Raw genomic sequence first — 24621 nt, forward strand, 5'->3', positions numbered from 1 at the left:
TCAGGCGCCGACCGCCGGCTTCTGCGCCTCGTCCTCTTCGGGGTCGGCCAGCGGCTCACCCTCTTCATTCTGGAGCTGGTGGTCGTAAGCCGCCTGCAGGCCGGTATCTTCCTCGGCTTCCTCCTCGTCGCCGTGCTCGATGTGGCCCGGGTAAAAGGGCGAGAGGATCGCCACCAGGATGCCCAGCGCGGCGAAGGTGGAGAAGGCGTCGGCGTAGCCGAAGGCGTTGACCAGCTTGCCGACGAGCGGCGAGCCGGTGGCCTGCCCGAGCGAGACCGCCATGAAGGGCAGCACCGGCCCTACCGACAGCCGGCCCGGCAGCAGGCGGATGCCGGTCATCAGGTAGAGCCCCGTCAGGCTCATGTAGGCCAGCCCGAAGACCAGCGCGGAAAACGCCGCCAGCAGCGTCTGGGCGGGGCTAGCCGCGAGCAGCGCCAGGCTAGCGGCCAGCATCATCAGCATCAGCGCATGGGTGATCGGCGGATTGTTGCGGTCGGCCAGATCGGCCACCACGGCGCCGCCGAGGCCGGCGATGCCCACCGCCAGCCACAGCCAGCCGGTGGAGGCGGACGGCAAGCCGCCGAGGGTGACCACCAGGTCCGGTGCGAAGATCCAGTAGGCAGAGGAGACGACACCCATCACGTAGGCGAACAGCGTGAGGCGAACCAGGCGCGACCAGGGAAGCTCGCGAAGCGGCGCCGGCGGCGCGGCGTTGGCGGGCACGATCCGCGACACCGAGGGCAGGAAGATCCAGGCGGCGATCACGCCGACAGCGGCGCAGATGGCGAAAGACAGATAGGCCAGCCGCCAGGCGCCGACCAGGAACAGCACCGTCGGCACCGCGACGATCACGCCGATGCTGGTGCCCGCATTCATCACCGAGCTGACGCGCCCGTGCAGCGAACGCCTGACAATCGCCTGCATGCCGGCGGTGAGTGCGGGCATCATCAGTCCGGTACAGATGCCGCAGGCGAACACCCCCGAGCCCAGCATCATCGCATCGGAGGCCTGGCCGATCAGCACCAGCCCACCGACGCCGAAGATCCCGGACAGTACTGCCGTGTAGCGGGCACCGAGATGATCGGTGATGAAAGGCGCGACCGCCGTGGCCAGCAGAAAGCTGATCAGCGGCAGCGCGCCGATGACGCCGATCACGTCCGGCGCGAGGCCCAGCTCATCGCGTATCTGCGGCACGAATAGCCCGAAGGCGAAGCGCGCCAGCCCGTAGCTGATGGCAATCAACGCTGCGCCGAATATCGCAAACCCAGTACTCGAAAGAGATTTCATGGCAGCTCCGCCAGATGAATGCCGAAGATCAGAACTGATTGCGCGGCAAGGCACCGTCGATGGTGCACTTGGCCCTGCCTGCAACGTCGCCGAATGCAGGCGGTTTTTTTAGCAGACCTCACATCTGACCTTGCCATCCACCCGGGCCTGCATGCCACCCTGAAGCGACGGCGCCTTGCGACCCCGCGACAGACTATCTTCAAGGTTCCACGTATCCACAGACGTAAAGGAGTTTCGCATGAGCGACAGGAATGCCTACGAACAGAAACTACGCGCCAAGCTGGACGAGCTGCAGGCCGAGGTGGACAAGCTGAAGGCCCGCGCCAGGGGGGCCGCCGCCGACGCGCGCATGGAGCATGAGGAGGATGTCGAACGGCTCGAGGCCAGGCGCGACGAGATGCGCCGCAAGCTCGAGGAGCTGAGACACGCCAGCGACGACGCCTGGGACGACATCCGCGCCGGCGCCGAGCGCGCCTGGAGCTCGCTGAGCGAGTCCATCGAGAAGGCGCGCTCGCGCTTCAAGTAACTCGCCGAGCGGGGACCTGACGTTCCCGATGCCACCGGTGTCGGCCACTCGAACGCTTGCTGGTCGGGCTACCCGTGGCGACCGGCTTGCGTATCGGCCTCTTCACCTCACCGATCACAGGATGATGTGCGGCACGAAGCAGCTGGTGTCCTTGGTGATGCGTCCCTTGTCCTCGCGAATGCCGATCCCGCAGGCGCGATCCCCCACGACCCAGCTTCCGATCAGGGCATGCTCCTCGCCGAATCTGGGCATGGGATGGTAAGCCTGGAGGATGTGCGGGCTGTCGGTATAGGGGCCGGCGACCGACTCCCGCTCACCGCCGGGCGTCACCAGCTCGATGTTGCTGCCTTCCCGCGAGAAGAACGGCTTTCGCACCCAGCCGCTTTGCAGCGACTGGCGAGGATCATCGTCGAAATGGGCGGGCAACAGATTGGGGTGCCCCTCGTTCCACTCCCATAGCAGCGGCAGGATGCCCTTGTTGCTCAGGATGGTCTTCCACGGTGGCTCGAACCAGTGGGTGTCCATCTTCGGCACCTGGCTGCCGAACTCGTCATCGGTCATTTCTTCCCAGGGATAGAGCTTGAAGATGGCCTGGATCGGCTTGTCCTCGTGATCGAGGAAATGCCGCTCACCCTCGCGCAGACCGATATCCTCGATGTAGACGAAGGGAGCATCCACGCCGGCCTGGATCGCGCAGTCCTGCAAATATTCGACGGTCGCGCGGTCTTCCACGTGATCCCTGATACTGGAGAAATGCATCTCGGGCGTCACCAGGCGCTGGCCGATATGGGCAAAGGCGCCGATCAGCTTCTCCTGGATCGAATTGAACTGGTCGGCCTGCCAGGGAATCAGTCCCTGCTCCATCGCCTGTTCGAGCCATACCCACTGGAAGAAGCCCGCCTCATAGATCGAGGTCGGCGTATCGTAGTTGAGTTCCAGTAGCTTGGCCTTGCACTTGCCGTCGTAGGCCAAATCCATGCGCCCATACAGCTGGGGCTGGCCGTTCCACCACGACGAGCGCACGCTTTCCCACATGAACTCGGGAATGCACAGCTTGTCGAGTAGCGCATCGGAGCGGCAGACGCGCTCTACCGCTTCCATGCACATCTCGTGCAGCTCTTCGGTAGGGGCTTCGATGTCTTCCTCGATCTGCCGCAGGGTGAACTGGTAATAGGCCTCTTCCTTCCAGTAGGCCTCACCGTCGATGGTGTGGAAATGAAACCCCAGGTCCTTGGCCAACTCTTTCCAGGCTTTGCGCTCTCGTACGGGAATTTTCAACATGGGGTTGCCTTTGTGGAGAGATGACGAAGATCGATGCGAGGAAAGCCTCGACGAACAAGCCCCGAGGAATCCCCGGGGCTTGCCAGACGCTGCGCAGTGAGTGTCGCGTCAGGAGCCGAAACCACCCCGCGCCGACGAGCGAGAGCCGAAGCCACTGCGAGAGGTCGAATACGACGAGTTTCGAACGGCTCGATTGTGCGTGCGGATCGTCGTACGCATCGAGGACTCAACGCCCTTCATGCGACTGGAGGCCGTCGATGTCGCCGCCGACCAGCTGCCTTGATTGTCACGAGTACGGTAGACCGGTTCCTGATAAACGCGGTTGACCATGTGGCCGCGGCTGGAAGAGGCGGTCATGTTGCCGATCATGTACCCCATCATGGCCGGCATGAACCAGCTGCCGCTACCGCTATTGGTATGCGGTGCGGTCTGGCAGGCGTCCTCCCCATGCTCCTCTTCGCATTGCGACTGCGTGCGATAGTGCGGCACGTTCTCCAGAGCCTGGTTGTAAGCCGCTTCACAGGCCTTGCGGGTGTAGATGCCACCTTCCACGCAGTCTTCGACGCTGCGATAGCTTTCGGTGTCGTCGAACTCCACGTTGCTCAGCGTCTCGGGGGAGCTGTCGCCACAACCTGCCAGGGTCGAAGCCGCTCCAGCGCCCATCAGCGCCAACGTGAGCCGTACGCTGCGCTTGCGCCGCGGAAGGTGCTTGTTCGCGTTGTCCATAACGTTTCCTTTCGCTCCTGTTCTCACGGTCGCTTACCAGGTCATGGCGGCTGCATTGAGCAAGCCGACCGCGACGGCGATGCTTCCGCTGAGCACGCCGTAGGCAACATGCGCCTCGCTGATGTGGGTGGACAGGCTCTCTCCCTGGATCTTCAGTACGCCCTTGGTGGCGAAGAAGGTCACGATCTGGACGACGAAGGCCACGATGCCCCACAGGATGAAGTCGACCAGGCTGACGGAGTGCGACATGGCGCTATAGAGCGGTATCGTGAAACCGAGGATGGCGCCGCCATACGCCGCCGAGGCCGCGGTATTACCCGCCTGGATCAGCTTCCATTCCTGGTGCGGGGTAGCCTTGCTATAGCAGAACATGAACAGCACCAGCATCGCGACGCCTACGATGAGGTAGCAAAGAAAGGCGGGAAGCCCGGCGAGATAGTTCATATACGACTCCTTGTATGAGATAGCATCAACGGGCTCGACATGCGCCGGCCCCAATCCATTGCAGTGAGCGGGTAAGACGCCTGAGGCATTACACCGCTCGGATATTGTTCGGGTTCAGGTCGATACCGAGGTTGGTCACCAGCTGGTAGCTACGATCCTCCTCATCAACCTCACCGCTCAGCAGCACATATTCGTAGCGCCCTTCACCTTCGAGTTGACGCTCATAGAGCATGCAGTGATGGATGACCCGACGATTGATGACGCTTTCCAGCGTGGTGACTTCCTCTTCCAGAAGCACAGGTGGCGACCAGGGCACGCCTTCCTGACCCCAAACGCGGGAATAGCTTGCCGTCTGTCCACTCTCACTTTCAAGCGGCAGAACGGCTTTACCCAGCGAGACCCCGGCATTGGAAACACCGTGTTCGTTGATGAGACGGTCGAACTCGGTATTGGCCAGATGCTGGACCTGGAAGAAATCGAACAGCTTGTACTCGATCACCTGCCCCGACGCGACCGACGCCTGTACCCAGGTATCGTTCTCCAGATAGAAACGCACCAGGGTTTCGCCTTGCCCCAGATCGACCGTACCGACGGCCGCAATATGCAGGTCCTGTCCTCCCATGCTGCTGTCGAAGAGCAGGTCACTGTAGGGAGCCAGCGCGAGCAGATCGAAGGTCACACGCCCATCCAGCCGCATGCCGGCAAAATCCTCAGGCGACATGCCCATCGGTAAGCCGCGTGCAAGCCGGGCATGCTGGTGGTCATAGGCTTCCTGCCCCTTGTGATCGGGGGCCGCGCCTTTTAACAGGGTCTTGATCTTGTCGAACATGCCGAAGGTTCCTCGGATGCGTTAGGGGGTGACGGCATCTGATGGTGCCAGCAGCCTGACCAGTTCTTGTTCGGAAAGGCGCTTGTTGCCCATGTAGAAAATCACATCTCCCTCTTGCAGCACGACGTCTCCCGGAGGGTTCAAAAGATTACCGTCATCTTCATTGCTGTCGCTGATGCCGAGCAGGGTGACATCGCACTGGCGCTTGGCTCGGGTAAACAGCTCGCCATAGGTCATGCCATTGGCCGCCGGCAAGCAAGCCTGATACTGGGTCGCACCATGCGTCACAGAGAGCAGCTCATTGACCACCCGACTGATGCCTGCATCCGTCGAGGAGCGTACCAGCATCTCGATGGCGAGTGCCTCGGTACATTCGATGCCGGGCAGCGTACGACGCAGCATGTCCGCCGTATGCGGGTCGCCGCAGTGGGCGACGATATGGCAATGGCTCGACTTGAGGGGATAGACCGAGAGAGCGATGGTGGCGACCCGCTCGTCGCTGTCATCATAGATGATGATGCGACTGGCGCCGGTGACGCCCGCTCGCTGCAGAAGATCGGCACTGGCGAAGCTCTCGCCACGGACGAACTTGATATCACCAGGCATCGGGTTACTGATGTCCTGGCAGACACAGAGCACGATGTCGTCGGGCAGCTCGGTGTCGGCACGCAGGATATTGATGATGTTGCGCGTGGTCTCGCCATGCCAGCCAATGACCAGGGTATGACCGGTCAGAGAGCGATAGTCACTTTTCCCTTCCACGAGGTGCCTCCAATAGGTACTGATGGTCATGGTTGCCTTACCGATCAGCGCGGCAAAGATGGCAATACCACCGGGAATCAGCCAGAGCGCGGCGACAAGCTGGCCGCCGGCCGTCACGGGAGAATAGTCTCCATAGCCGACAGTGGAGGCCGTTGTGATATAGAAGTACAACCACTTTATCGGACTGGATGCCACTTCTTCACCGGCGACCACCATGGCGAGCCATGAAAGCAAGAGATGGCCCAGGGTGACGAAGAGAAGGAAGCTCCAGCTCACCTGAAACATTGACGCTTTCAGCGCCTTCAGGAGACGTAGAATTACAGGCATCACATAACCTCGACGCCTACTCCATCACTGGAGCAGGCGTCTCTTCATCGAGATGATTTTTCGTTGTAGCAAATCGATCAGCTGCCGTTTTCTGTGTTCGAAGCCCGCGCCTTGAGGCGTGACATCACATCACTGGCTTGACGGTTGCTGGAACCGATTCCCGCCTTCTTGAGGCGCTCGTCGAGATCCGTACCGCTGGCTTCCTTCTCCATCTGTGACGCGGCTTCCATCTGAGCGGCGCGATGTTCCTGCTTCTTCTTGATGCGATCCAGAGAATCCATGGCATTGCTCATGGAAGCATTCTGCCCGGAGTGCTTCTCGGCAACGGCGGCTTGAGCTTTCTGAGCCGACTCGGTGGCTTTCACCACACTGATTTGCTGCTTGATCTGCCTCTGATTATTCTGCGACTTGCGAATCGTCGACTGCAGCGTCTCGATACTGCCATCGAACTGGGCGACCACCGCTTCTTCGGAGCTCTTTTCTTCCTCTAGCGAAGCAATACGTTCGGCCACTTCCTGGGCCAGTGCTTCATCTCCCTTTTCCAGGGCCGCAATGGCACTCGCCTCATACTCGCTGATGCTCTCATCGAGAGTATCGACCTTCTTTTGAGCCAGGGAGCGATCCGCCATGATCGAGGTCAGCTGGGTCTTGGCATCGTTCAGTTCTTTTTCCGCATCACGCATCTCCTGCTCCAGGATACGGATGGCTTGATGATCGATGATGGCTTCGCCGGTTTCACTGGCGGCACCGCGAAAGGCTGTAAAGATTTTACGCAACATGGCTATGCTTCCGTGCAGATTTAGTCGATGTAATCCTGGACAAGATCGGCGATATCGATGGCGGCTGATGCACAGGCATGCACCTCGGCGCTGATCGCCTCCGGTCGGGAGTCAACGTAGAGCTGCCCATACACCACATAGTGGGGTTCTCCGTTGAGGGTCATGACACCGGCAGACACCAGCGGAACCGCGATGCCCTGCTCCAGCAGAAGGCGATTCAGCGTGGCGGTATCGCTCACGGCGGCGACGGGGGCAATATCGGCCAGCACGATCCACTGATCATCGCTGCGCGTCAATGTCACGACCAAATCGCCGTAGTCTTCCAGGGTCCATACGATCGTCTGTGAATCAGACACCAACTCGGCCTCGCCCTTGGGCCACGCGGCCTCGCTTCCTTCTACCGACTGCTGCGCGTGGATATCCTCGAGCAGAGCATTTGCTGATGAGTAGCTGGTTACCAAGTCTAATCTCCTTTTATATCGTCGGCGTCCTTATGCCATGACGCCCAGCCCATCGTTTACCATTCGTCGAGCCGCGTAACGCGGCGTAGCAGGCGGTTATCCGCCCGGTTGGATAATGCCTTCATCGGCAAGTTCCACACGAAGGACGGTCATCGACTTCCGCTTCGCAACATTTATCGACATTCGGGCCGAGGATCGCCCGGGGTCATGTCGCCTTTTTGCCCTTTAGGTCGGGGCCAAGCCATCTCGGTTACCGGCTCGTTATCTCGAAGCCCGAGATTCCATCCACTCCGAAGCGCCCAGCGCGTTCAGCAACGAGACCATAGGGCGTCACATCAACCTGTTACGGAGAACTCCCTGCATGCCGAGCCGGCACACTATCTTGTCTCTGTCGGACAGCGATGAAGCAGCATATCGAGAGTATGTGTCACGGTAAATAATGCACTGGGCCATGACGGCATATTCGAACGATTTCCGTGCAGCAGGCCGATATGCCGCTTCCAGCGCCATGTTGATGAAGCAAGTCGTGCACCAGGCGTTCGGGGCCGGTTTCATGCAGGCTCCGCTGTCAGGCCTTCCACCGCCCTGCCAGTCATGATGGAATTGCCCCTTCCTTCTTCCATCACGGCTCCAGAGCCGGGAGCACCAGGCCGCCGATGAAACGCTACGAACGCTTCGCCGACGAGATCGCCGAGTTGATCCGCGATGGCGTGCTGGCCCCGGGCGAGCGGGTGCCCTCGGTGCGACAGGCCAGCCGCGAGTATGGCATCAGCCCCTCCACCGTTTTCCAGGCCTATTACCTGCTGGAGGATCGCGGGCTGATCGTGGCCAGGGCGCGCTCCGGCTATTACGTGCGCGAGCAGGCGCGGCGCGTGCTGCACGAGCCGCGGATGACGCCGCCGCGCCAGGAGACCGCCGACGTGGCGGTCAGCGAACTGGCGTTCTCGGTGCTCGACTCGCTGCAGGACCCCGAGACCGTGCCGTTCGGCTCGGCCTTTCCCAGCCCCGAGCTGTTTCCGCTGGCGCGCCTGTCTCGCAGCATGGCCAAGGGACTGCGCGGCATGGCCGGCAGCGACGTGCTCAAGGACATGACGGCGGGCGACGCCGACCTGCGCCGCCAGATCGTACTGCGCTACACGCTGAAGGGCATGCCGCTACCCTCCGAGGAACTGGTGATCACCAGCGGCGCCATGGAAGCGCTGAACCTCGGGCTGCAATCCGTGACCTCGCCCGGCGACCTGGTCGCCATCGAGTCGCCGGCCTTCTATGCCAGCCTGCAGATCCTGGAGCGCTTGAAGCTGCGAGCGGTGGAGATTCCCGTGCATCCCCGCGAGGGCATCGATCTGGACGTGCTGGCGGACAGCCTGGCCCGGCTGCCTATCAAGGCCTGCTGGTTCATGAGCCACCTGCAGAATCCGCTGGGGGCGAGTCTCGACGACGGCAGCAAGCGCGAACTGTACGCGCTGATCAAGCGCCACCGGGTGCCACTGATCGAGGACGACGCTTACGCGGAGCTGCACTTCGGCACCACGCCGCCGAAGCCGGTGAAACAGTTCGATGACGAGGGCCTGGTCATCCACTGCGGGTCGTTCTCGAAGTGCCTGGCACCGGGCTATCGGGTCGGCTGGGTGGCGGGCGGTCACTTCGCCGAGCCGATCTCGCGGCTCAAGCTGATGACCACCATCTCGCCCTCGATGCCGGCTCAGGCGGCCATCGCCGACTACCTCCAGCACGGCGGCTATGACCGCCACCTCCGCCAGCTGCGCCATGCCCTGGAGACCCAACAGAGGGAAATGCTGGACGCGGCCTCGCGCCACTTCCCGGACGAGACGCGCGCCACACACCCCGCCGGCGGCTACTTCCTGTGGTTCGAATTCCCCGAGCGGGTGGACTCGCTGCAGCTGTTTCGCCAGGCGCGGGAGCGGGGCATCAGCGTGGCGCCGGGTCCGATCTTCTCGGCGACCCAAGGCTTTCGACACTGCCTGCGCCTGAGCTACGGCCATCCCTGGACGCCGCGCAGCGAAGCGGCCATGGCGACGCTGGGCGAGCTGATCGACGCCTTCTGATATCGCCCAGGGCCTCATCCGGTCGTGCCGTGGGCGAGCAGGTCCTGAGTCAGGCATCGAGCATCATGCGCCGTCATCGCGACGGCCTCTTTCCCCGTGACTGTTCGCGAAGTCCCGCTTGCGATCACGCTTTGTCGCCCCCTGGCGCGCCAAGGCGATACGCATCAGGCGCTGAAAGGTCGGGCATTCCAGGTGGCTGGGGGCGGTGCAGGACGCCGCATGGCGCAAACCATCACGCAGGGCGCTCAATTCCTTGATATGGCGATCCAGAGAATCCGCCTTGGCGCTCAGCATGTCTCGGTCAATGCTTGGCGTGCCTTCCTGCCCCAGCATGTCGCGGATCTCGGCCAGCGAGAATCCCGCGGCCTGCCCCAGCGCGACCAGGGAAAGGCGCGGCAGCACGCGGTCATCGAAGACACGGCGCAGGCCATTTCGCCCAACGGAACGAATCAGCCCGACTTCTTCGTAATAACGCAGTTTCGAGGCGGAAACCCCGCTTTTTCGTGCAAGTTCGGAAATATCGAGCATACGAGTTGACTTCAAGTTGACTTGAAGTAGTAGGTTACGGGTCCTCTACCAAGCTTTCCAGTGAGGACACATCACATGGCGAATCTCGCGATCCATCATCGCGCCCTGCAAGCGGACGCAACACTGGTGGCAGGAGTTCATCCATGACGCAGCTGATGATCGAGGCCATCGTCATAGGGGGCGGTGCGACGATCTTCATGGATATCGTCGCCCTACTGCGCCATCGCCTGTTCGGCATCTCTTCCCTGGATTACGCGATGGTGGGGCGCTGGCTTGGCCATCTTACCGGCGGCACGCTTATCCATCGCCCTATCGGCAAGAGCGCGCGGATCCGGGGAGAATCGGCCCTCGGCTGGGCCGCGCACTACATGATCGGGATCGCATTCGCCGCGGCCTTTCTGGCCCTGGCAGGGGAACAATGGCTCGATCAAATGACACTCTTGCCGCCGCTGGTGTTTGGCATGCTGACGGTACTCTTCCCCTTTGCCGTCCTGCAGCCCTGTCTGGGGGCGGGGATGGCCGCTCGCAAGATGCCTCAGCCGAACGTCGCCAGGCGGCGTAGCCTGTTTGCACATGCCAGTTTCGGCCTGGGGCTGTGGGTTGCGGGGCTGGGATACGCGCATATGCTCCAGGCGTAGGGATCAGCGCCCCTGCTCGCCGGCCTTCAGGCGCCGTTCCAGCCGACCAATCTGCTGGATGTCGTGCAGGTAGAAGTCGAGCTTCGAGGCACCGTAGGCCAGCAGCGCCGAGGCATAGACCAGCGCCGTGAGCACAGCCAGGTCGTTGGCCCAGGCCAGCGCCGGCACGGCCACCGGATAGGCCAGGGTGAAGATACTCATCCCGCCCCAGAACAACGCCAGCAGGCTGCAGGCCATCACCAGTACCAGCACCGGCCCGCGCCGATAGTGCATCGGCGGACGGGTCTTCCAGAACGGCAGGTGGGCGATGGTCAGCTCGCCGGCCGTCTCGATCCTGCCCTTGCGGCGCAGCAGCGGCTCGGCAAAGGCCTTGCGCCTGCCGGACGCCATCGCCGCCAGCACCAGCCGCGGGTCGACGCCATTGCCGACGATACGCTGCACCGCCTGCACGAAGCCCGGCGACGGCTCGTTGCCGGCACATCCTTTGGCTTCCTCGGCCAGCGTCTTCAGGGCCTGGTTGACCTGCGCCGGGCGCTCCTCCTCGTCCTCGAAGTTGATCGCGTAGTGCACGCTGTACACCTGATGGAGCGCGAACGTCACGCCGACGAAGATCAGGAAGAACGCCACATAGATCATCATCACCCCTCAACACCCTGGATACCGGCCCGAACACTTGGCCACCAATGGGGCCCGTCGACGCGGCCCCTATCGTAGGCGAACAAGATGACAGAAGGGGCAAAAGCATAACAGGGTCAGAAGTTGGCCAAAAAAGCGTATCAGTTGGAGCGTCGAAGCCGGCCTGGGCGTGAACGCCTCCATGGTAGTGGCTCACTCCTTCCCCTGAGACTTTTGCCCCCGGGCCGAGCCGGCATGCAGGCTGCTATTGCCCCAGCTCTGCAGTGCCAGCTGCTTGATGCCCGCTATCTTCCATTCGCCTCTCACCTGGCGCAGCTGGAATTCATAGCTTCCGCAGGAGTGAAAGAAGTTCTCTTCATCGGTCGCGAGCTCTCGCGACAGCTCGAATCGCAGGATCAGGTAGTGGCAACTGGCCATGGCCGCGTGGCCATCGCCCTCCCGGGTGACCCGCAGGTTAGAGAAGCTGTGCTGCTTGGACAGGGTATCGACGGCTTCTCGGCGGCGCCTGACGAAGGCCTCGCCGGGCATCGTCGAGGGCGGTTCCCGCCCCGAGGAGGCATAGTCGACCGTCACCTCCGGCATGAGGCACTCGGTCATGGCCGGCCAGTCCCGCCGGTCGAAGCAGTGGAAGAAACGACACAGCAGGTCGTTGACCGGTACGAAGACATCGGGCTCGACGGTGTTCACGGCAGACTCCTTCACAGGGCCGGATGGGAAGACGCTACAGCGCGGCAAGGCTCATGCAGGCACCGACCAGGAGCGCACCGCCGGCCGCCAGCAGAGAGCCCTGGAAACTGTGGCTGATGGCATGGAGGGCGGTGGCGGCCAGGGGGCCGATGATCTGCCCGATGCTATAGGTGAGAGTCATGCTGGCCAGCAGGTTGCCGCGAGCGTGACGGGCGGCCTGCTGCGCGGCCGGCATGGCGATGGTCACGGTGCCCATGAAGGTACCACCGACCAGCAGGGCACTGGCCATGTAGCCCACACCGCCGGGAAGCAGGACGGGCAGCACGACGCCGAACGCCTGGAGGCCCAGGTTGCACGCCAGTGATCGCCGGGTGCCAAGCCGCAGGTGCAGGCGATGCCAGAGGAAACAGGACGGCGCGGCGCCGAGGCCGAACACGGCCCAGACATGGGCGGCGTCGACGTCGGGCAGCGCCGTCTTGACCAGCAGCGGCAGATAGGTCGCAGTGACGATGTAGCCGAAGCCTGCCAGGCCATAGATCGTCACCAGCGGCAGCGCCTTGACCGACTCGGCCCGCCGTGGCGCCGCCGATGACGAAGGCCGTTCGGGCGCCGCCCTGGTCGTCAGCCCCGGCACGGCCAGGCCGCCCAGCACGAGGCTGACGACGCCGAGCATCAGCCACAGCCCCGGGCTCGCAAGCCCCAGCCTCGCCGCCACCACGACGAGCTCGGCCGACAGGGCGACGCCGATGCCCACCCCGGCGTAAAGCAGTGGCGCTCCCTGCAGGTGCTGGCGGTGCTCGAGCAGCCACAGCGACGCGGCGACCATGGAGATGGCACTGAAGATGCCGGCGACACCGCGCACGGCGACGATGGCCCAGGTGGCGTCGATCACGGCCAGCATGGCCAGGCACGCCGCCGTGCCTCCCACCGCCCACAGGCAGAAGCGATGGGCGCTCGCCGGCCTGGCCTTGACCGCCAGCAGCGCCCCGACCAGATAGCCCGCATAATTGGCGGACGCTGCCATGCTGCCACCGCTCAGGCTCAGCACGCCTTCCTCCACCATGTGCGGATAGAGCGCGGTGTAGGCGAAACGGCCGAAGCCCATGCCGATGGCCATGACCAGCGCGGCGTCGATGGCGGAGCGCAGCCACGCGGGCGCGCGGGTCATGCGTCCCCCAGGAACTGACCCGCGAACGCCTGGAACGCGGGCGTCTCGTAGCCGCGGCGCCACAGCAAATGAGTGCTGACGGTGCCCATCGCCAGCGTGGCCAGATCGTCCGGCACGCGGCTCAACTCCAGCACGCTGCGCGGCATCAGGGTGACGCAGGAGCCTGCAGCGACGGCCGCCACCATGGAGTGGTAGGACCCCAGCTCCTGGATGCGCCACTCACTTCCGGCGACGATGCCGAGCCGCTGCTCCGCCATGGCCCGATACGTGCAGCCCGGCTTGAAGGCCGCCAGGGCGCGGGTACGCAGTTCCGCCGGCGCAGTGGCTTCGGCGTCGACGGGCGGCAACAGCAGCAGCAGCGACTCCTCCCAGACCGGCGCGCTTTGCAGCCCCATCTCGGCCAGGCCGGACTCGTCCTCCAGCTCGGCGGGCAAGGCCACGAAGGCGCAGTCCAGCCGCCCGTCGCGCACCTCATCCATCAGGAGCCCAGAGGGGCCGGTGCTGACCTCGAGCCGGGTCGCCGGATGGGCTCGGTTGAAGGCCGCCAGCGGCGACGGCAACCGGCTGGCCGCCGTGCTCTCCATGCTGCCGATGCGCAGGCTGCCGCCACCACCGCCGCCCACGGCCTGCCGGGCCTCGTCCTCCAGCGCCAGCAGGCGCTGCGCGTAAGCGAGGAAGCGCTGCCCCGCCGTCGAGAGCGTGATGCGCTTGCCGAGGCGAACGAACAGCTCCGCGTCCAGCTCCGCCTCCAGCTGCTGTATGCGCGTCGTGACGTTGGATGGCGCACGCCCGAGCCGCGCGGCGGCGCGGGTCACGCTCAGCTCGGCGGCAACGGCCTCGAAGATTTTCAGGGTTTCCAGATCCACATCATTCGCCTTTTGGAAACATTTTTTCTATTATATTCTCATTTTGAGAATCAATGAAAGCCCATCGTTTCGCAGTCGTGGAGGCCGTTCACATGGCATCGCCGAACTCTCTTACTACCCGGCTTGGCATCCAACCCATCATCCAGGCGCCAATGGCCGGCGTGGCAACGCCCGAGCTGGCCGCGGCCGTGTCGAATGCCGGAGGCCTGGGCTCCCTGGGCATCGGTGCGAGCAGCGTCGCCCAGGCCCGGAAGATGATCGAGCGAACCCAGGCGCTGACGACCCGCCCGTTCAACGTCAACGTCTTCTGTCATGCCCCCGCACGGCGTGACGCAGCTCGTGAATCGTCCTGGCTCGAGCACCTCGCGCCGCTATTCCAGGAAAGCGGCAGCGAGCCGCCGGCCGAGCTCGATGAGATCTACCGCAGCTTCGTCGAGGACGATGAGGCCTTCGAGATGCTGCTCGAGACGCGCCCCGCCGTGGTCAGCTTTCACTTTGGCTTGCCGTGCGAAGCGCGTATACGCGCCCTGCGGGAGGCCGGCATTTACACGCTGGCGACGGCCACCAGCCTGCATGAGGCGCGGTGGATCCAGGCGCGGGGCATAGACGCGATAGTGGCCCAAGGCCATGAAGCGGGCGGGCACCGAGGCTGCTTCGACCCGGAAGCGAACGATGAACGCTTGAACACTTCCGTGCTCGTCCGCCTGCTCGTCAAGGAGACGACGCTGCCGATCGTCGCGGCCGGCGGCATCATGGATGGCCATGGGGTCCAATCGACCCTGGCGCTGGGCGCATCCGCTGCCCAGTTGGGAACCGCCTTTATCCTATGTCCCGAATCGGCGGCCAACGAGGGCTATCGCGCGAACCTGAAGAGCGAGCGCGCCGGAGAGACCCGCATGACCACGGCGCTATCGGGGCGACCGGCTCGCGGCATCCTCAATCGCTTGATTCGCCATGCTGATTCAGCGACCAGCCTAACGCCCCCTGCTTACCCCGTGGCGTACGACGCGGCCAAGCGGCTCAACGCGGCGGCAGCCAGGCTCGGCCATCATGAATTCGCGGCACACTGGGCCGGACAGGGCGCGCCGCTGGCACGCGAACTGCCCGCCGGCGAACTCGTGAAACGGCTGATACAAGAATGGCGGGACGGCAATCCACACAGTCGTTCGACAAGCTGACGCCGCAGGTCACAGCCGGTGGTGGATGATCAGCGTTCTGCGCTCCAGATCCTGTACTCATCCCCACTGACAACAATGGCCTGTGCATTGCTGATGGGCCAAAGCGGCAACCGCTCTTCGTAGGTCGAGAGGATGCTCTCGACTGTCGCCTTGAACGGTGGATTCGTGTGGTGAGGCACCGGATAGATATCGATCAGCCCTAGCGAGGCAAAAGAGCCCATCCCAGGAGCAGCAGCGACATCATCCATTTCTGCCACATATTCGATATCGTGCGTCAGCACGATGGCGCCGGCAGACTCCCCGATATAGACCTTTCCCAGCGCCACCTGCTCGGCGATGAGTCGGTCGGTCCCTTTCCTCCTCAGCTCCTGAAGCAGGAAGAAGCTATTCCCTCCCGAGACATAGATATAGTCATTCGCCATCAGCTTGCTTGCTATCTCGTCATCTTCAGCCGTGGATATCTCAAGCTCGTCGACGATCATTCCGAGGTTTTCTAGTGACTCCTTGCCTGCCGCCACGTAGAAATTCACTTCCTCCGTGAGACTTGCCGTGGGAATGAAGGTCACGCGCTTTCCAGCGCACTCGCCACCCACCGATTCCACGAACAGGCTTGCCACATCCTTGAAAGAGGAAGCCAAGAACATCTTCTTCATTACCTATCCTTGTCAGAGACCCGAAGCAACCTGATTATGCCACCTGTTCGGCGACTCTCCCCATCGAACGGAAAATACCGACGCTCACTCATGCTGCAGGATGTTGAGGAGTCGGCCGAAGGGGTCGCGGACGTAGAAGCGCCGCACGCCCCAGGGCTCACTGACGGGCCCGTACTCGATGGCCACGCCCGCCTCCTCGAAGCGTGCCAGCGCCGCCTCGAGGTCATCGACCTCGATGGAGAAGTCGGGCACTGGCGTGTCCGAGCCGCCCTGCGAGGCGAAGCTGACCTGAACCCGCATTCGCTCGTCCGAGCCGTAGGTGCGAAACCAGCCGTGATCCATCAGACGTTCCAGGCCGAGAATGCCCCCGTAGAAGGCCTCCGCCTTGTCGAGCTCTTGCGTGGCCATATTGGCCATGATCCGCTTGACCTTCATCCCTCACCTCGTCTGTCGTGTCCCTATCATGTTGAGGCGACGCCCCGCGCCGTGATCGGCCTACGGGTGCGTCAACCACCTCCAGCCAGCCTAGAAGCCGGCGGCAGAGCTGTCAGGTGACCCATGATCGGGCACACCCGCCCCGCCGGCTCAGGCCAGCGGGGTTTCTAGCGTCCGATCATCGCCTGTCAGGCCGTCACGGCCGGCTCACGACTGGCTTGGAACTGCGCGTGCAGCTGGTCGATCAGCGCCTCGATGCGGCGCTCCGCGGCTTGGATGGAGGCTGCCAGGGGCTCACCGCCCTCTTCCTGGTGCTCGATGGCCACCCGGTGGATGCGGGTGATGCCGATGAATTCCAGCACCGTGGAAAGCCCCGGCTCCAGATGGTTCATGTGGGCCAGCTCGCCGCCGGGGTCGAAGCCGGCACCGCCTCGTGACGACAGGATGATGGCGTGGCGCGGCCGGTCGGCCAGCAGCGGCGTGAAGGGATCGTCTGGGCGGCTCGGGTCGTAGTCCACCGTGCGCCCCATGCGCACCACCTGGTCCACCCAGGCCTTCAGCGCCGCCGGCATGCCGAAGTTGTACAGCGGCGCGCCAATCACCACGATGTCGGCGGCCGTGAGTTCGTCGATCAGCCGGTCGCTCTCGGCGAGCACCGCGGCCATCCAGGGTTCCTGGCGCTCCGGGGGCGTGAAGGCAGACTGGATCCATCGCTGGTCGATGAAAGACGGCGGGGCACCGCCCACGTCACGCCGGGTCACGGTGGCGTCCGGTTGGCGGGCCTGCCAGCCACTGACGAAACGGTGGGTGAGGCGACGGCTGAGGGAGCCATGCTCGTCGGTACCGGCAAGGCCGGGGCGGGCGCTGGCGTCGAGATGCAGGAGATGGGGCATGTCGGGCTCCTTGTTTTATGAGATGAACTCACTCATCGTTGATGGTGAACTGAGCCTATTCCCAGTCCAGCAGTGCCACAAACGATGAATATTTGCCGATACAAATGAGTTGATCTCAGCCATGAATCCTCGCCGACTCCCTTCGCTGTCTGCCCTGCGAGCCTTCGAGGCCGCCGCCCGCCACGAGAGCGCGAAGCAGGCCGCTCAAGAGCTGTCCGTGACCGCCACGGCCATCAGCCACCACATCCGCGCCCTGGAGGATGCCCTCGAGGTGGCGCTGTTCGTGCGCAAGCCCCGGCAATTGCTGCTCACGCCCCAGGGGCGAGAGCTCTTCCAGACGCTGGAGACGGCCTTCGACAGCATCGGGGAAACCCTGGCGCGGCTGCAGGCGCCCCCCGCCCGCCAGGCCGCCACGCTCAGCACCACCCCGGCGGTGGCGGTGCGCTGGCTGCTTCCTTGGGTGTGCATGCTGCGAGAGTCGCACCCCGAGATCGACCTGCGCATCCACGCCTCCCACGAGCCGGTGGCGCTGGACGGCGTGACCGCGGACCTGGCGATTCGCTACGGCGACGGTCAGTGGCCGGGGCTGGTGGCGGAAAGGCTGTTCGACAACACCTTTATCCCGGCCTGCAGCCCGCAGTTGAGGCTGAGCGAGCCGTCCGAACTGCCCGAACACCCCTTGATCCACTTCCGCCCCCAGGGGGGCTCGGTGACGCCCCTGGACTGGGCCGGCTGGCAGAAGCGGGCCGAAGTGCCGGGGCTGGACGTGAGCGCTGGGCTGGTGTTCTCCGATGAGACCCACGCCATTTCCGCCGCCATCGGCGGCCAGGGCGTGGCGCTGATGAGCCGCCAGCTGATCGCCGATGAGCTGATGGAGGGGAGATTGGTGCAACCCTTCGGGCCGGAGCTGGAAGGCAAGCCGTTCCACCTGGCCTACTCGCAGGGCCGCCGCGATGATCCGACGATACGGGCGATCCGCGACTGGATACTGCGGGTGCCCGGCGGGCTGTGCCAATCATCCGACGACATCCGAGGGCGCTCGGAGTAGCACAGGCGGCACCGTCGAACTCACGCTTCGGCGATGCGATAACCGTCCTTGCTGCCGGACTTCACCGCGTACATGGCCATGTCGGCCTGATGGATGATGCCGGACACGCTCATGCCTGGATAAGGAAACAGGCAGACGCCGACGCTGGCGTGGAGAGAAAGATCGTCCGGCACCTCCGGAAAGGGCCTGCGCAGGGCCGCCAACAGCTTCTCCGCCAAGTGCTCGGCGTCTCGTGCGTTTTCCAGACCGATGGCCAGTACGAAGAACTCGTCGCCGCCGATGCGCGCCACGGTATCGACCTTGCGCACGCAACCTTGCAGCCGTTCGCCCACCTGAATCAGCAAGCGATCGCCCACCTCATGGCCCAGACAATCGTTGAGGGCCTTGAAGCCATCCAGATCGAGGAAGAAACCGGCGTGCCGCATGTCACCGCGGGGACTGGCGGCCACCGCCCGTTCGATCCGCTCATGGAGCAGCTCGCGGTTGGGCAGCCCAGTGAGCCGATCGTGCAGGGAGCGGTCCAGATGATACTGGCCCTGCTGCCAGAGCTCGCGCTCTCTCAAGAACAGCCGTCGGCGCTGGTGTTCCACCAGGTAGCCGGTGGTGCCGCCGATCAGGTTGGAAGAGACGATGAAGACGTCATGGCCGAGCAGGATGTGAAGCGGGTAGTCCAGCCACAGGCCGCAGACCAGGTTGTAGGAGGCCAGCAGCATCAAGTCGATGCCCAGCGCATAGGGAAACCGCACCCCGATGAAGTTATAGGTATAGAAGGTCAGCAGCATCAGGGCAGGATAATAATAGTGCGCACTGGCCACCGGCAGCTGCGCCTGGATGCCGATCAGGCCGACGCCAGCGGCCACGCAGACGCTGGACAGCAGCCATTGGGAGCCCCTGGCAAACACCGGCGTGAAACTCACCGCCAGTACCAGGGTCGGCACCATCAGGGCGGTCAGCCGCGTCATCCACACCCCGCGCGACGCCTCAGGCGGCACGTGCCACACGTCCAGCAGACCGCACAGCAGGTAGACCAGCATCCCGACGGCGATCGCCGTGCGTCCGTGCAGTTTCACCCGCTCGAGCGAGTTCAGGCGAAATGCCCGCTCCAGTTCAGGATCGCGAAAGCGCAGCGTCAGCCGCTCCAGGGAAGTGCGTTGCTGCCGATGGGCACTCATCGAGGTGGTATCCGTGGTCGTCAGGACACCATGCACGCATTCATCGCCCGGCGGTCTACCGGGGGAGGCACATCCATGGCGTCGCCAGCAGTCTCTAGATAGCCACTTTATGGCACAAAACCCGAAGCGTTGTTAGCACAAGCGCTCCATGCCCCGCTAACGAACGACTGCCAAGCGGGCACTATCGTCCGGGAATAACGAACCTCACCTTGCCCGCGGAGCCAGCCCGGCAATCTGGCGATCCTGCACCCTGGAGAGCAGCACGACCGCGCAGAACGCCCCGAGCAAGGCCAGCGCCATGTCCGATTGTGTATCCCAAACATACCCCTGCGTGCCCAGGAAGGCGTCGGCCGCTTCGCGGGACACCAGCGCCACCCACCATTCGATGAGCTCGTAGAAGGCGCTGATGGCCAGCACCACGGAAACCACGAACAGCCTGAGCCACCCTCGCCCGTTGACCACGCGTTTTCTGATGAGGATTTCCCTGGCGATCAGCGCCGGCACGAAGCCCTGAAAGAAGTGGCCAAGCTTGTCGTAGTTATTCCGTTCGAACCCTAGCCAGCCATCAAAGAAGGGCACCTCGGCGTAGGTGTAATGCCCGCCGATCATCAGCACGATGCAATGCACCAGGATCATCCAGTACACCAGGGGCGTCAGCCGAAAGGTGCGGTAGGTGCCCCACAGGACGACGGCACCGAGAAGGGCCGGAAACACCTCGAGCCACCAGGTGGCGCGATCCGCGGGATGGATGCCCGACCAGACCAGCACCACGAGGAACACGCCTGCCCAGATGTACTTGATCGCGGTCACCTCGCTAGACGACGGGACCCAGTCGACGCGGACCGCGCCCCCTGAGCGGCGGCGACGCGCCGCCGTAGACGGCGCCTGCGGCTCGGGTCACTGCATGGTGCTGCCTGTCGGCCGCATGATTCACTCTTAGCCGAGCGTCCTGCTCCCGGCAAGGCAGCGCAACAAGGAAGGCTGACCGCCTGCCTTCACTTCATCTCGAAGCCGCGCTCGATCAGGAAGTCGCGCATATGAGGGCGCAGCTTGGTATCGAACAGCGGGGTGAGGTTGCGCGACCAGTCGGATTCCTTGTTGCCGCCGCTGCGCTGGCGATAGTACTGCTGCATGGTGTCGTCGAAGGCCGCCACCTGCTTGTTGTCCGCATCGTAGCGATCCGTCTTGAGGATCGCCTCCACCGGCAGCCGCGGCTTAAGGTCCGGCGTCTGGGCCGGGTAGCCGAGGCACATGCCGAATACCGGGAAGACATGCTCGGGCAGATGCAGCAGGTCGCTGATGGCCTGAGGGTTGTTGCGAATACCGCCGATGTAGCAGATGCCCAGGCCCTCGGACTCGGCAGCCACCGCCACGTTCTGCGCCATCAGCGCGGTATCGACGCTGGCCACCAGCATCTGCTCGGTCATGCCACGCACGACGTTGGCGCCGGTGCGCTCGGAAGCCTCGGTGGGACGCTTCATGTCGGCGCAGAACACCAGGAAGTCGGAGGCGCTGGCCACATAGCCCTGGCCGCCGGCCAGCTCGGCGATCGCCTCGCGATTGGCCGGGTCGGTGACGTGAATGACGCTGTAGGCCTGGACGTGGCTGGAGGTCGCCGCGGCCTGGCCGGCGCGGACCAGCTCCAGCAGCAGCTCATGGGGAATCTTCTGCTCGGTGAACTTGCGCACTGAGCGGTGGGACTTGAGCAGTTCGATGGTCGGGTTCATGGGGCCTCGTGGAAGTCGGTACGACAATGTCGGCCCCCAAGATACTTAACCGGCTCACGATCTTCCATCACTCTGACGAGATGGCGGCCTTCGATGCGGCCGAATTCCTGCAGGCGAGTTGCGCAAGGGCCCCGGTCACCCGAGCGAGGCCCAGCACCGACCCGAAACGGCTCACCGCCTGGATCAGGCGAAACCGCCGTTGGCTCGCAGGATCTGTCCGTTGACCCAGCGACCTGACGGACCGGCCAGGAAGGCGACCACATCGGCGATGTCCTCCGGCTGCCCCAGTCGCTCCAGCGGTGTCAGGCCGGCGAGACGCTGCACCTGTTCGTCGCTCTTGCCCTCGAGGAACAGCTCTGTCTCGACGGGGCCGGGTGCCACGCCGTTGACGGTGATCTGCCGGCCGCGCAGCTCGTTGGCCAGCACCTTTACCAGGCCTTCGACTCCCGCCTTGCTGGCGATGTAAGCGCCATAGCCGGGAAAGGACTTGGCCAGCACGCTGGATGAAAGGGCAATGATGCGACCGCCCTCGCCCAGGGTCTCGGCGGCCTTGGCCATGACCAGCCAACTGCCGCGCAGGTTGGTATTCCACATGCGATCCAGCGCCGCGACGTTATCGGTAGCGATGTCGGCCATTTCCATGCTGCCGGCATTGTTGATCACCACATCGAGGCGCCCCCAGGTCTCCAGCACGCGCTCGAAGAGACGCGTGACCGACGTCGCGTCACGGATATCCGCCTGCACGGCCAATGCCTGGCCGCCTTGGTCATGGATATCGGCCACCACCTGGTTGGCCAACGCCTCGTTGCCGGCATAATTCACGACCACCCTGAAGCCATCCTCAACCAGCTTAAGGGCGATGGAGCGGCCGATGCCGCGCGAAGCCCCCGTCACGAGAGCGACTTTCCCGACTGCCTCCGCCATGTTTCATCTCCTGTCTCGGTGAACGCCGTCGAGTATCGGCATTCCATCAGGATGGATAAATCATCTAATCTGAGAACTCTATTCATCTGAGAAAAACAATCTCCATGGACCGATTCGACGCCATGACGCTGTTCGTTCGCATCGTCGAGACCGGCAGTTTCACCAAGGCAGCCAACGGGCTCGACATGCCGAGGGCGACGGCGACCCTGACCATCCAGAAGCTGGAGCAGCGGCTGGGCGTGCGGCTGCTGGAACGCACGACGCGCCAGGTACGTCCGACCTTCGAGGGCAAGGCCTTCCATGAGCGCTGCGTGCATCTGCTGGCCGAGCTGGAGGACGCCGAAGCGCTGCTGAAGCCCGTCACCCGCCAGCCATCCGGCATATTGCGCGTCGAGATGCACGGCACCCAGGCCCGCAAAATCGTGCTGCCTCACATTCAGGATTTCCATCGCCGCTATCCCGAACTGAGCCTGGTACTGACCAGCGGCGACCGCCGCGTCGACCTGATCGGTGAAGGCGTGGACTGTGCGCTGCGTTCCGGTGCCCCCGAGGACTCCAGCCTTGTTGCCCGCAAGCTGGCCGACATGCCCCAGGTGATCTGCGCCAGCCCGGCGTACCTGGAGCACCTAGGCGTGCCGGCGCATCCGGACGAGCTGCACGCCCATGGCGTGGTGCGGTTCTTTTCCGGCAGCCAGGCAACCGACAGCACCCTGGACCTGCTCGTCGACGGACAACCCCGGAGCTTCGAGGCCGGAGGCTGGATCACGGTCAACGACGGCGCGAACTACGTGGAATGCGCGCGACAGGGCTGCGGACTGATCCAGCTGCCTCGCTTCTCGGTCGCCCCGCTACTGGCCAGCGGCGAACTGGTGGAGGTGCTGGCCGAATGGCCCAAGCCCGTCCTGCCGCTGTATGCGGTCTACCCCGAGCGGCGCCAGCTATCGCCCCGGGTGCGCGTCTTCCTGGACTGGATCGTGTCGCTCTATGGCGGGCGCTTCGAGGGCCCTGCGCCGGCCACATAGGCGTGAAGATACCGCGGGTAACGCTGTGCCGCCGAAGGTCGGCGCCTCACCCCAGGTCGGCGGTGAGCGGCAGCCAGACGTGCTCATAGCCGATCGATACGGAGACTCCCACCAGCAGGGCCGACATCGCCAGGCTGAAGCCCGAGAGCACCCTGGGATTCTCGATGCGCCGCCCCAGCAAGGCCCCCATCAGCGCGTAGCTGCCGGGCGCTCCGGTCGCCAGCATGGCCAGCGCGAGCGACCACAGCAGCAGGCCGACGCCATGGATGCCGGCGGCGGGAAACTGGATCGTGACGATCGGCAGGGTCGCGATGATGGCCTTGGGGTTGCAGAGCTGCATGATCAGCCCATCGCGCAGGCTCAGCACCCGCGGCGCCTGTCGCGGTACGGCAAGCTCGATGCTCGAGCGCGCAACCTTGATGGCCAGATAAAGGATGTAGCCGCAGCCCAGGGCGGCCACCAGCGCCAGCATGTCGCCCCCGACCCAGGCCGCGCCGACCCAGCCGAACATCACGAACAGTACCAGCATGGCCAGCCCGACCCCGACAAAGAACCCCAGTGAGGTCCTGGCCTGACCATGGAGCCCGGCATTCAGGCCGAGCAGATTGACTGGCCCAGGGGTGTACATGACGCCCAGGGCATAGGCGACGATCTCCAGCATGGGGGAACCTCGATCAGTTGATGACGCTTCGCTGGTACTGGTGGGGCGTCATGCCGTAGATGCGCTTGAAGCGGCGATTGAAATGGCTGAGGTCGGCAAAGCCGAAGCGAATGGCGACGTCGCTGGGGACGGCGCCGGCCTCCAGGGCACTGCGCGCGGCGTTGATTCGGCAGTTGAGCACGTACTGGTGCGGCGTGATGCCGAACTGCTGACGAAACAGGCGCAGGAAGTGATACTTCGAGAGATGAGCGGCCTGACTGATGTCATCCAGCGATACGTCATCCGCCAGATGCGCGAGGATGTAGTCCTTGGCGCGCAGCAGCAGGGCATCCGCCCGGCGTGCCGGGCCTCCCGGCTGGCACTGCCCGGCACGCTGCACGAGCGCCGTCGCCACCCGATAGAGGGCATGCTCCTGATCGAGGCGATTGCCGACCCCACGTGTCACCAGTTGCACCAGCTCCAGGATGGCAGCACGCAGCACGGGATCCGACATCAGCGTCTCGCTGTTCCTGTATCCGCCAGCGCGCTCGTTCCCCAGCGCCGCGGCAAACAATGCCTCCAGCGACGCCGGGGAGACATAGGCCATGACGTATCCAAGCGGACTCTCGCCACCCGGGTGGCCGTCATGCACTTCCTCGGGATTGAACTGGATGACGTGGCCGGGCGGGCTGCGATGAAACTCGCCGCCGCTGAAGAAGTCCTGACGCCCGCACAGGGTGACCCCGAAGGCGTACTCTTCGTGGGCGTGCCGATCGTAGCTGAAGTCGCTCATTTGCGCATGGAGCACCGTGAGTTCGGGAATGAACCGACTCTTCACGTAGTGAAACCGGCTGGACCGTGTCGCCATGCCATCTCTCCTTGAGCACCAACCCTTCGAAGCTTAAGACGTCTCCCACG

General features: G+C 64.0%; 28 protein-coding genes. 6 read left to right on the top strand and 22 right to left on the bottom strand.

Going from position 1 to position 24621, the window contains the following annotated elements; translation table 11 throughout:
- Positions 1-1287, bottom strand: coding sequence for an MFS transporter (locus ACGTN6_RS11450; RefSeq protein ID WP_394591664.1), 1287 nt, complete (start codon positions 1285-1287; stop codon positions 1-3).
- A gap of 238 nt (positions 1288-1525) precedes the next feature.
- On the opposite strand from ACGTN6_RS11450, the gene ACGTN6_RS11455 reads away from it, so the two are divergent.
- On the top strand, positions 1526-1813 hold the full coding sequence (locus ACGTN6_RS11455) for a sll1863 family stress response protein (RefSeq protein WP_394591665.1): 288 nt from the start codon (positions 1526-1528) through the stop codon (positions 1811-1813).
- A gap of 114 nt (positions 1814-1927) precedes the next feature.
- Here ACGTN6_RS11455 and ACGTN6_RS11460 read toward each other — a convergent pair whose 3' ends face one another.
- From ACGTN6_RS11460 to ACGTN6_RS11490, 7 genes are all read right to left on the bottom strand, one after another.
- Entirely contained in the window at positions 1928-3094 is a 1167-nt protein-coding gene (locus tag ACGTN6_RS11460; protein WP_394591666.1) for a glutathionylspermidine synthase family protein, read from the bottom strand.
- Between the two features lie 108 nt (positions 3095-3202).
- Positions 3203-3820, bottom strand: a complete 618-nt coding sequence (locus ACGTN6_RS11465; protein WP_394591667.1) for a DUF1190 domain-containing protein — start codon at positions 3818-3820, stop codon at positions 3203-3205.
- 33 nt (positions 3821-3853) lie between these two features.
- A complete protein-coding gene (locus ACGTN6_RS11470) occupies positions 3854-4264 on the bottom strand; it encodes a DUF350 domain-containing protein (RefSeq protein WP_394591668.1) in 411 nt (136 codons plus the stop codon).
- Positions 4265-4352: 88 nt separating this feature from the next.
- Positions 4353-5093: a DUF2491 family protein gene (locus ACGTN6_RS11475; RefSeq protein ID WP_394591669.1), complete on the bottom strand. Its 741-nt coding sequence runs from the start codon at positions 5091-5093 to the stop codon at positions 4353-4355.
- Positions 5094-5114: 21 nt separating this feature from the next.
- Positions 5115-6182, bottom strand: coding sequence for an ion channel (locus tag ACGTN6_RS11480; protein ID WP_394591670.1), 1068 nt, complete (start codon positions 6180-6182; stop codon positions 5115-5117).
- A gap of 77 nt (positions 6183-6259) precedes the next feature.
- The gene (locus tag ACGTN6_RS11485) at positions 6260-6961 is read right to left on the bottom strand and encodes a PspA/IM30 family protein (protein ID WP_394591671.1); all 702 of its coding nucleotides are present in this window, start codon (positions 6959-6961) and stop codon (positions 6260-6262) included.
- A gap of 20 nt (positions 6962-6981) precedes the next feature.
- Positions 6982-7422: a DUF2170 family protein gene (locus tag ACGTN6_RS11490; protein WP_394591672.1), complete on the bottom strand. Its 441-nt coding sequence runs from the start codon at positions 7420-7422 to the stop codon at positions 6982-6984.
- A 656-nt stretch (positions 7423-8078) separates the two neighbouring features.
- Between ACGTN6_RS11490 and mapR the strand changes: the two genes are divergently transcribed.
- Positions 8079-9488 (top strand): GntR family transcriptional regulator MpaR, encoded by a 1410-nt coding sequence (gene mapR, locus ACGTN6_RS11495; RefSeq protein ID WP_394591673.1) that lies wholly within the window; start codon positions 8079-8081, stop codon positions 9486-9488.
- Positions 9489-9551: 63 nt separating this feature from the next.
- Here mapR and ACGTN6_RS11500 read toward each other — a convergent pair whose 3' ends face one another.
- Complete coding sequence (locus tag ACGTN6_RS11500) at positions 9552-10016, bottom strand: helix-turn-helix domain-containing protein (RefSeq protein WP_394591674.1); 465 nt, start codon at positions 10014-10016, stop codon at positions 9552-9554.
- A gap of 143 nt (positions 10017-10159) precedes the next feature.
- Here ACGTN6_RS11500 and ACGTN6_RS11505 point away from each other — a divergent pair, with 143 nt between their 5' ends.
- On the top strand, positions 10160-10654 hold the full coding sequence (locus tag ACGTN6_RS11505) for a DUF2938 domain-containing protein (RefSeq protein ID WP_394591675.1): 495 nt from the start codon (positions 10160-10162) through the stop codon (positions 10652-10654).
- Positions 10655-10657: 3 nt separating this feature from the next.
- Here the strand turns inward: ACGTN6_RS11505 and ACGTN6_RS11510 are convergent, their stop codons facing one another.
- The 4 genes from ACGTN6_RS11510 to ACGTN6_RS11525 form a co-directional block, all read right to left on the bottom strand.
- Positions 10658-11293: a hypothetical protein gene (locus tag ACGTN6_RS11510; RefSeq protein WP_394591821.1), complete on the bottom strand. Its 636-nt coding sequence runs from the start codon at positions 11291-11293 to the stop codon at positions 10658-10660.
- A gap of 189 nt (positions 11294-11482) precedes the next feature.
- Positions 11483-11977, bottom strand: a complete 495-nt coding sequence (locus ACGTN6_RS11515; protein ID WP_394591676.1) for a nuclear transport factor 2 family protein — start codon at positions 11975-11977, stop codon at positions 11483-11485.
- 34 nt (positions 11978-12011) lie between these two features.
- The gene (locus ACGTN6_RS11520; RefSeq protein ID WP_394591677.1) at positions 12012-13145 is read right to left on the bottom strand and encodes a YbfB/YjiJ family MFS transporter; all 1134 of its coding nucleotides are present in this window, start codon (positions 13143-13145) and stop codon (positions 12012-12014) included.
- Positions 13142-14011, bottom strand: coding sequence for a LysR substrate-binding domain-containing protein (locus tag ACGTN6_RS11525; protein ID WP_394591678.1), 870 nt, complete (start codon positions 14009-14011; stop codon positions 13142-13144). Before ACGTN6_RS11525 ends, ACGTN6_RS11520 begins: the two co-directional genes overlap by 4 nt.
- 92 nt (positions 14012-14103) lie before the next feature.
- Between ACGTN6_RS11525 and ACGTN6_RS11530 the strand changes: the two genes are divergently transcribed.
- The gene (locus ACGTN6_RS11530; protein ID WP_394591679.1) at positions 14104-15189 is read left to right on the top strand and encodes an NAD(P)H-dependent flavin oxidoreductase; all 1086 of its coding nucleotides are present in this window, start codon (positions 14104-14106) and stop codon (positions 15187-15189) included.
- A 29-nt stretch (positions 15190-15218) separates the two neighbouring features.
- Here ACGTN6_RS11530 and ACGTN6_RS11535 read toward each other — a convergent pair whose 3' ends face one another.
- The 3 genes from ACGTN6_RS11535 to ACGTN6_RS11545 form a co-directional block, all read right to left on the bottom strand.
- Positions 15219-15842, bottom strand: coding sequence for a Type 1 glutamine amidotransferase-like domain-containing protein (locus ACGTN6_RS11535; RefSeq protein ID WP_394591680.1), 624 nt, complete (start codon positions 15840-15842; stop codon positions 15219-15221).
- 84 nt (positions 15843-15926) lie between these two features.
- A complete protein-coding gene (locus tag ACGTN6_RS11540) occupies positions 15927-16277 on the bottom strand; it encodes a VOC family protein (RefSeq protein ID WP_394591681.1) in 351 nt (116 codons plus the stop codon).
- A gap of 188 nt (positions 16278-16465) precedes the next feature.
- Complete coding sequence (locus ACGTN6_RS11545; RefSeq protein WP_394591682.1) at positions 16466-17170, bottom strand: FMN-dependent NADH-azoreductase; 705 nt, start codon at positions 17168-17170, stop codon at positions 16466-16468.
- A gap of 121 nt (positions 17171-17291) precedes the next feature.
- Between ACGTN6_RS11545 and ACGTN6_RS11550 the strand changes: the two genes are divergently transcribed.
- Entirely contained in the window at positions 17292-18218 is a 927-nt protein-coding gene (locus ACGTN6_RS11550) for a LysR substrate-binding domain-containing protein (protein ID WP_394591683.1), read from the top strand.
- A gap of 20 nt (positions 18219-18238) precedes the next feature.
- Here ACGTN6_RS11550 and ACGTN6_RS11555 read toward each other — a convergent pair whose 3' ends face one another.
- From ACGTN6_RS11555 to ACGTN6_RS11570, 4 genes are all read right to left on the bottom strand, one after another.
- Complete coding sequence (locus ACGTN6_RS11555; RefSeq protein ID WP_394591684.1) at positions 18239-19390, bottom strand: diguanylate cyclase domain-containing protein; 1152 nt, start codon at positions 19388-19390, stop codon at positions 18239-18241.
- 204 nt (positions 19391-19594) lie between these two features.
- Positions 19595-20200, bottom strand: coding sequence for a DUF2238 domain-containing protein (locus tag ACGTN6_RS11560; RefSeq protein WP_394591685.1), 606 nt, complete (start codon positions 20198-20200; stop codon positions 19595-19597).
- 185 nt (positions 20201-20385) lie between these two features.
- Entirely contained in the window at positions 20386-21117 is a 732-nt protein-coding gene (nfsA, locus tag ACGTN6_RS11565) for an oxygen-insensitive NADPH nitroreductase (protein ID WP_394591686.1), read from the bottom strand.
- A gap of 183 nt (positions 21118-21300) precedes the next feature.
- Positions 21301-22041 (bottom strand): SDR family oxidoreductase, encoded by a 741-nt coding sequence (locus tag ACGTN6_RS11570; RefSeq protein ID WP_394591687.1) that lies wholly within the window; start codon positions 22039-22041, stop codon positions 21301-21303.
- 104 nt (positions 22042-22145) lie between these two features.
- Here ACGTN6_RS11570 and ACGTN6_RS11575 point away from each other — a divergent pair, with 104 nt between their 5' ends.
- Positions 22146-23063, top strand: coding sequence for a LysR family transcriptional regulator (locus ACGTN6_RS11575; protein ID WP_394591688.1), 918 nt, complete (start codon positions 22146-22148; stop codon positions 23061-23063).
- A gap of 46 nt (positions 23064-23109) precedes the next feature.
- Here the strand turns inward: ACGTN6_RS11575 and ACGTN6_RS11580 are convergent, their stop codons facing one another.
- On the bottom strand, positions 23110-23724 hold the full coding sequence (locus ACGTN6_RS11580; RefSeq protein ID WP_394591689.1) for a LysE family translocator: 615 nt from the start codon (positions 23722-23724) through the stop codon (positions 23110-23112).
- Positions 23725-23737: 13 nt separating this feature from the next.
- Positions 23738-24571 carry an AraC family transcriptional regulator gene (locus tag ACGTN6_RS11585; RefSeq protein WP_394591690.1) on the bottom strand — a complete coding sequence of 278 codons (834 nt, stop codon included), beginning with the start codon at positions 24569-24571 and terminating at the stop codon, positions 23738-23740.
- Between the last annotated feature and the right edge of the window lie 50 nt (positions 24572-24621).

The sequence above is a fragment of the Halomonas sp. B23F22_20 genome (assembly GCF_043496985.1).
In the GTDB taxonomy this organism is placed as follows: Bacteria; Pseudomonadota; Gammaproteobacteria; order Pseudomonadales; family Halomonadaceae; genus Halomonas.

What these genes read in the sequence shown, in the direction of transcription:
- ACGTN6_RS11585 (WP_394591690.1), bottom strand. Translation starts at nt 24,571, where the DNA reads ATGGCGACACGGTCCAGCCGGTTTCACTACGTGAAGAGTCGGTTCATT.
- nfsA (WP_394591686.1), bottom strand. Translation starts at nt 21,117, where the DNA reads ATGAACCCGACCATCGAACTGCTCAAGTCCCACCGCTCAGTGCGCAAG.
- ACGTN6_RS11460 (WP_394591666.1), bottom strand. Translation starts at nt 3,094, where the DNA reads ATGTTGAAAATTCCCGTACGAGAGCGCAAAGCCTGGAAAGAGTTGGCC.
- ACGTN6_RS11475 (WP_394591669.1), bottom strand. Translation starts at nt 5,093, where the DNA reads ATGTTCGACAAGATCAAGACCCTGTTAAAAGGCGCGGCCCCCGATCAC.
- ACGTN6_RS11580 (WP_394591689.1), bottom strand. Translation starts at nt 23,724, where the DNA reads ATGCTGGAGATCGTCGCCTATGCCCTGGGCGTCATGTACACCCCTGGG.
- ACGTN6_RS11535 (WP_394591680.1), bottom strand. Translation starts at nt 15,842, where the DNA reads ATGAAGAAGATGTTCTTGGCTTCCTCTTTCAAGGATGTGGCAAGCCTG.
- ACGTN6_RS11550 (WP_394591683.1), top strand. Translation starts at nt 17,292, where the DNA reads ATGAATCCTCGCCGACTCCCTTCGCTGTCTGCCCTGCGAGCCTTCGAG.
- ACGTN6_RS11465 (WP_394591667.1), bottom strand. Translation starts at nt 3,820, where the DNA reads ATGGACAACGCGAACAAGCACCTTCCGCGGCGCAAGCGCAGCGTACGG.
- mapR (WP_394591673.1), top strand. Translation starts at nt 8,079, where the DNA reads ATGAAACGCTACGAACGCTTCGCCGACGAGATCGCCGAGTTGATCCGC.
- ACGTN6_RS11530 (WP_394591679.1), top strand. Translation starts at nt 14,104, where the DNA reads ATGGCATCGCCGAACTCTCTTACTACCCGGCTTGGCATCCAACCCATC.
- ACGTN6_RS11450 (WP_394591664.1), bottom strand. Translation starts at nt 1,287, where the DNA reads ATGAAATCTCTTTCGAGTACTGGGTTTGCGATATTCGGCGCAGCGTTG.
- ACGTN6_RS11480 (WP_394591670.1), bottom strand. Translation starts at nt 6,182, where the DNA reads ATGCCTGTAATTCTACGTCTCCTGAAGGCGCTGAAAGCGTCAATGTTT.
- ACGTN6_RS11570 (WP_394591687.1), bottom strand. Translation starts at nt 22,041, where the DNA reads ATGGCGGAGGCAGTCGGGAAAGTCGCTCTCGTGACGGGGGCTTCGCGC.
- ACGTN6_RS11455 (WP_394591665.1), top strand. Translation starts at nt 1,526, where the DNA reads ATGAGCGACAGGAATGCCTACGAACAGAAACTACGCGCCAAGCTGGAC.
- ACGTN6_RS11520 (WP_394591677.1), bottom strand. Translation starts at nt 13,145, where the DNA reads ATGACCCGCGCGCCCGCGTGGCTGCGCTCCGCCATCGACGCCGCGCTG.
- ACGTN6_RS11575 (WP_394591688.1), top strand. Translation starts at nt 22,146, where the DNA reads ATGGACCGATTCGACGCCATGACGCTGTTCGTTCGCATCGTCGAGACC.
- ACGTN6_RS11485 (WP_394591671.1), bottom strand. Translation starts at nt 6,961, where the DNA reads ATGTTGCGTAAAATCTTTACAGCCTTTCGCGGTGCCGCCAGTGAAACC.
- ACGTN6_RS11500 (WP_394591674.1), bottom strand. Translation starts at nt 10,016, where the DNA reads ATGCTCGATATTTCCGAACTTGCACGAAAAAGCGGGGTTTCCGCCTCG.
- ACGTN6_RS11510 (WP_394591821.1), bottom strand. Translation starts at nt 11,293, where the DNA reads ATGATGATCTATGTGGCGTTCTTCCTGATCTTCGTCGGCGTGACGTTC.
- ACGTN6_RS11470 (WP_394591668.1), bottom strand. Translation starts at nt 4,264, where the DNA reads ATGAACTATCTCGCCGGGCTTCCCGCCTTTCTTTGCTACCTCATCGTA.
- ACGTN6_RS11555 (WP_394591684.1), bottom strand. Translation starts at nt 19,390, where the DNA reads ATGAGTGCCCATCGGCAGCAACGCACTTCCCTGGAGCGGCTGACGCTG.
- ACGTN6_RS11540 (WP_394591681.1), bottom strand. Translation starts at nt 16,277, where the DNA reads ATGAAGGTCAAGCGGATCATGGCCAATATGGCCACGCAAGAGCTCGAC.
- ACGTN6_RS11545 (WP_394591682.1), bottom strand. Translation starts at nt 17,170, where the DNA reads ATGCCCCATCTCCTGCATCTCGACGCCAGCGCCCGCCCCGGCCTTGCC.
- ACGTN6_RS11505 (WP_394591675.1), top strand. Translation starts at nt 10,160, where the DNA reads ATGACGCAGCTGATGATCGAGGCCATCGTCATAGGGGGCGGTGCGACG.